At 68.8% G+C, this 4,712-nt stretch carries 5 protein-coding genes and 1 pseudogene; 1 reads left to right on the top strand and 5 read right to left on the bottom strand.

Annotation, left to right across the window (positions count from 1 at the left end; translation table 11 throughout):
* The 5 genes from carA to pyrR all read right to left on the bottom strand — a co-directional run.
* Positions 1–1,058: glutamine-hydrolyzing carbamoyl-phosphate synthase small subunit (gene carA, locus VM306_RS17150; RefSeq protein ID WP_414672400.1), on the bottom strand; the 1,058-nt coding region annotated here is incomplete at its 3' end.
* A complete protein-coding gene (locus VM306_RS17145) occupies positions 1,055–1,543 on the bottom strand; it encodes a transporter (protein ID WP_325515992.1) in 489 nt (162 codons plus the stop codon). The genes VM306_RS17145 and carA, both read right to left, overlap by 4 nt.
* Positions 1,540–2,853 carry a dihydroorotase gene (locus VM306_RS17140; protein WP_325515991.1) on the bottom strand — a complete coding sequence of 438 codons (1,314 nt, stop codon included), beginning with the start codon at positions 2,851–2,853 and terminating at the stop codon, positions 1,540–1,542. The genes VM306_RS17145 and VM306_RS17140 overlap by 4 nt, the downstream gene beginning before the upstream one ends.
* The gene (locus VM306_RS17135) at positions 2,850–3,782 is read right to left on the bottom strand and encodes an aspartate carbamoyltransferase catalytic subunit (RefSeq protein WP_325515990.1); all 933 of its coding nucleotides are present in this window, start codon (positions 3,780–3,782) and stop codon (positions 2,850–2,852) included. The genes VM306_RS17140 and VM306_RS17135 overlap by 4 nt, the downstream gene beginning before the upstream one ends.
* Positions 3,779–4,351 (bottom strand): bifunctional pyr operon transcriptional regulator/uracil phosphoribosyltransferase PyrR, encoded by a 573-nt coding sequence (gene pyrR / locus VM306_RS17130; protein ID WP_167977512.1) that lies wholly within the window; start codon positions 4,349–4,351, stop codon positions 3,779–3,781. The genes VM306_RS17135 and pyrR overlap by 4 nt, the downstream gene beginning before the upstream one ends.
* 257 nt (positions 4,352–4,608) lie before the next feature.
* Between pyrR and VM306_RS17125 the strand changes: the two are divergent.
* Positions 4,609–4,712 (top strand): annotated as a pseudogene (locus tag VM306_RS17125) (transcriptional regulator); the annotation flags it as partial.

Here is a 4,712-nt window from a genome sequence, read left to right as displayed (position 1 = left end):
TGCGGACCCGCCGCCGCCTCAGGGTGGTACTGCACCGAGAACGCCGGCGCATCCAGCAACCGGACACCCTCGACCGTGCCGTCGTTCGGGCAGTAGTGCGACAACACGGCGCGGCCGAACTCCGAGGAGAACTCCTCCCCCGGCGTCCCCTCCAACGCGAACCCGTGGTTCTGCGAGGTGATCGCCACCTTGCCGGTCGCCACATCGATCACCGGGATGTTGATGCCACGGTGCCCGTAGCGCATCTTGTACGTCCCGCGACCCACCGCACGACCCAGGATCTGGTTGCCGAAACAGATACCGAACAACGGCAGCTTGCGCCCCAACGCTTCCTTGGTCAGCGCGATCGCGTGATCCTGCGTCGCCGGGTCACCAGGACCGTTGGAGAGGAACAGGCCGTCCGGGCTGACCTTCAGGATGTCCTCGAACGAACTGGTCAACGGCAGCACATGCACCTCGATACCCCGCGCCGCCATCATCCGCGGAGTATTCGACTTGATGCCGAGGTCGAGCGCGGCGACGGTGAACTTCTTCTCGCCGATGGCCTCGACCACGTACGGCTTGGCCGTGGTGACATCGACCGCGAGGTTCGCGCCGACCATCTGCGCGGAAGCCTTGACCTGCTCGACCATCGACGCGTCGTCGGTCAGCTCGGAACCGGAGAACACACCGGCGCGCATCGCGCCCTGCTCACGGATGTGGCGGGTCAGCGTGCGGGTGTCCAGACCCGCGATGCCCACGATGCCCTGATTCGTCAGCTCCTCGTCCAGGCCACGCTTGGACCGCCAGTTCGACGGCGTACGCGCGGGATCACGGACCACATACCCGGCCACCCAGATCTTCGACGACTCGTCATCCTCGTCGTTCCACCCGGTGTTACCGATCTGCGGCGCCGTCTGCACCACGATCTGACGGTGATACGACGGATCCGTCAAAGTCTCCTGATACCCGGTCATAGCCGTGGAGAACACGACCTCACCGAGCGAGACGCCGGTCGCTCCGTACGCCTCACCGCGGAAGACACGACCGTCCTCCAGCACCAATGCCGCGTTCGTCACGCCTTGCCTCCCACTAGAGCTACTACCCATTCGTCGTATACGTCTTTGTCGTCACCGCGGAAGCCGGTGTCGAAGAGGTGGCCTTCGTTCTCCCACTGGACCACCAGAAGTCCTTCTTCGCTGAACATGACCTTCCCGGCGAGGCCGCGGTCGGTGCGGGCGTCCCGAATGGACTCGGCGGGGATGAAGATCGGCGTCGCGCCAACGCGTTCGATGGCGACGCCCTCCGGAACCAGGCTCAACGTCGCCTCGGCGCGGTGGCCGATGTCGCCGACCTGGATGCGGTCCTGCCAGTTGCCCGCGTTCGTCGTTCCGATGTAGACGCCCGTGGTCGCGAGCTTCGCCTCACCGAGCGCCGGCGGCGTCGCGGGGAACGCCGGCAGGTCGGCCTGCTTGCGCTGGCGTCGCTTCCAGCCGTGCCACATGCCGTAGACGCAGAGCGCGAAGAACAGGAAAACCGCCAGTACGAGCAGCACGCGGGTCATTCCGCAATCCTTCCCGCCAGTGCGGTAACCCGGCCACGCAAGATGGTCGCCGTCACCGCGCCGGGCAGCTCCATGCCCTCGAACGGGGTGTTGCCCGCGATGCTCGCGAGCTCCGCGCCGTTCACCGTCCACGTCGCGTCCGGGTCGACCAGCACGAGGTTCGCGGGCTCACCGACCTCGATCGGACGGCCCTGGTCGGTCAGTCCGGCGATCTCGGCGGGCCTCTCGCTCATCACCCGTGCGACGCCGCGCCAGTCCAGCAGGCCGGTCCTCACCATCGTCTCGACGACGATGCTCAGCGCGGTCTGCAGTCCGAGCATGCCCGGCCGGGCGGCCGACCACTCGCAGTCCTTGTCCTGGACCGCGTGCGGGGCGTGGTCCGTGGCGACGCAGTCGATGGTGCCGTCCGCGAGCGCCTGGCGCAGCGCGTCGACGTCGGCCTGCGTGCGCAGCGGCGGGTTGACCTTGTTGACCGGGTCGTAGGTGGACAACCGGTCGTCGGTCAGGATCAGGTGGTGCGGGGTGACCTCGGCGCTGACCTTGGTGCCACGCGCCTTCGCCCACCTCAGGACGTCCGCGGTGCCGGTGGTGCTGACGTGGCACACGTGCAGCCTCGCGTCGACCTGCTTGGCGAGCAGGCAGTCGCGGGCGACGATCGACTCCTCGGCGGCGGCGGGCCAGCCCTGCAGGCCCAGCCGGGAGGCGTTCTCGCCCTCGTGCGCCTGCGCGCCGACGGTGAGGCGCGGTTCCTCGGCGTGCTGGGCGATGACGGCGCCCAGCGCCTTCGAGTACTCCAGCGCACGGCGCATGATCAACGGGTCGTGCACGCAGTGGCCGTCGTCGGAGAAGACGCGCACGTTCGCCTTGCTCCTGGCCATCGTGCCGAGCTCGGCGAGCTTCTCGCCCTTCAGGCCGACGGTGACGGCGCCGACCGGGTGGACGTCGACGAGGCCGACCTCCTGGCCGCGGCGGGCGACGTGCTCGACGATGACGGCGTTGTCGGCGACCGGGTCGGTGTTGGCCATGGCGAAGACGGCCGTGTAGCCACCGAGAGCGGCGGCACGCGACCCCGTCTCGATGGTCTCCGTGTCCTCGCGGCCCGGCTCGCGCAGGTGGGTGTGGAGGTCGACGAATCCGGGAAGCAGGACCGCGCCGTTGCCTTCGATGATCTCGGCGTTCTCGTCCGTGCCCTCCGCGATCACGCCGTCGCGGATCAGCAGGTCGATCGGTTCACCCTCGCCGTAGGGCCTGACTCCCTTGAGAAGCAAGGGTTTTGCAGTGCTGGACGGTTCGGTCGCGAGCTCCCTCACGCGTTTTCCTCCTCGTGGGCAAGCAGGTGGTACAGCACGGCCATGCGCACGTGGACACCGTTGCGGACCTGCTCGGTGATGGCGGCCTGCGGGCTGTCGGCGACGACGGAGGCGATCTCCATGCCGCGCAGCATCGGGCCGGGGTGCAGCACGACGGCGTGCTCGGGCAGCAGCTTCAGGCGCCGCTCGTTGAGGCCGTAGGCGATCGAGTACTCGCGGGAGCTCGGGAAGAACCCTCCGGTCATGCGCTCGGCCTGCACGCGCAGCAACATCACCGCGTCCTGCGAGGCGAGCTCGGAGTCGATCTCGTGCGAGACCGCGACCGGCCACTTCTCCACGCCCGTGGGCAGGAGCGTCGGCGGGGCCACCAGGGTGACCTCGGCGCCGAGCGTGGTGAGCAGGTGCACGTTCGACCTGGCGACCCGGCTGTGCAGGACGTCGCCGACGATCGCGACCCGGCGGCCGTCGAGGCCGCCGAGGCGGTCGCGCAACGTGGCGGCGTCGAGCAGCGCCTGCGTGGGGTGCTCGTGCATGCCGTCGCCCGCGTTCACCACGGACGTGCTGGTGTGCTTGAGCCAGCCCGCGAGCCGGTGGGCCGCGCCGGACGCCGGGTGGCGCACGATCACGCAGTCGGCGCCCGCGGCCTGCAGGGTCAGCGCGGTGTCCCGCAACGACTCGCCCTTGCTGACGCTGGAACCGGAGCTGCTGACGTTGATCACGTCCGCGGACATCCACTTGCCGGCGATCTCGAACGACACCCGCGTGCGCGTGCTGTTCTCGTAGAACATCGTGATCACGGTGCGGCCGCGCAACGTCGGCAGCTTGCGGACCTCGCGGCCGAGCAGCGCCTGCTTGAGCCGGTCCGCCGTGTCGAGGATCGCGATCGCCTGGTCGCGGTCGAGGCCGTCGGTGGAGAGCAGGTGCTTCACTTCAGCACCACTCCGTCGCGGCCGTCGAACTCCTCGAGCATCACGACGACGTCCTCGGTCTTGGACGTGGGCAGGTTCTTGCCGACGTAGTCCGCGCGGATCGGCAGCTCCCGGTGCCCGCGGTCGACCAGCACGGCGAGCTGCACCGCGCGGGGACGGCCGTGGTCGCGCAGGGCGTCGAGCGCGGCGCGGATGGTGCGGCCGGAGAACAGGACGTCGTCGACGAGGACGACCAGCTTGTCGTCGATGCCGCCCTCGGGCAGCTTCGTCGTCTCCAGCGGCCTCGTGGGGCCTCTGCGCAGGTCGTCGCGGTAGAGGGTGATGTCGAGCGTGCCCTCGTGCACCGTCCGGCCGGAAAATTCGGCGATCTTAGCGGCTAGGCGCCGTGCGAGGGGGGCTCCCCGGCTGGGAATACCCATCAAGACGACGTCGGGTGCGCTGGGTGCATCGAGAGCGGTCTTCTCGATGATCTGATGGGCCATTCGGGCGACGGTGCGCGCGACGTCACCGGCCGACAGGATCTCGCGATCCCCGGCCGGATCCGTCGCGCCACGTTGACGTGACGCCACGGCTGGACCTCCTTCCCCGCCTCACTGGACGGGTCCTTAAAGGACGTCGGACACCCGGTTGTAACCGGGCTGACCTGCACGGTATCACCCGAGGACGGTCAACCATCCGAGTGGTGCGCCATGCGTGGCGCGCGTCTCGTCTTGAGATCAGCTTGACCTGCCGACCACGGCGAGTAATCATTACTCTGCGTATCGATCTAAGCCTCCCCGCGGCGCGCCAGTACTGCTGACGGGGCGAATGAACGGAGAACCGCCACATGGGCGACTACGCCAAGGCGCTGGGGGCCAAGCTCCGCGCTATCCGCCAGCAGCAGGGTCTGTCCCTGCACGGCGTCGAGCAGAAGTCCGGCGGTCGCTGGAA

Source organism: Lentzea sp. (genome assembly GCF_035525475.1).
GTDB lineage: Bacteria > Actinomycetota > Actinomycetes > Mycobacteriales > Pseudonocardiaceae > Lentzea.
This window is presented reverse-complemented; position numbering and strand designations above follow the sequence as displayed.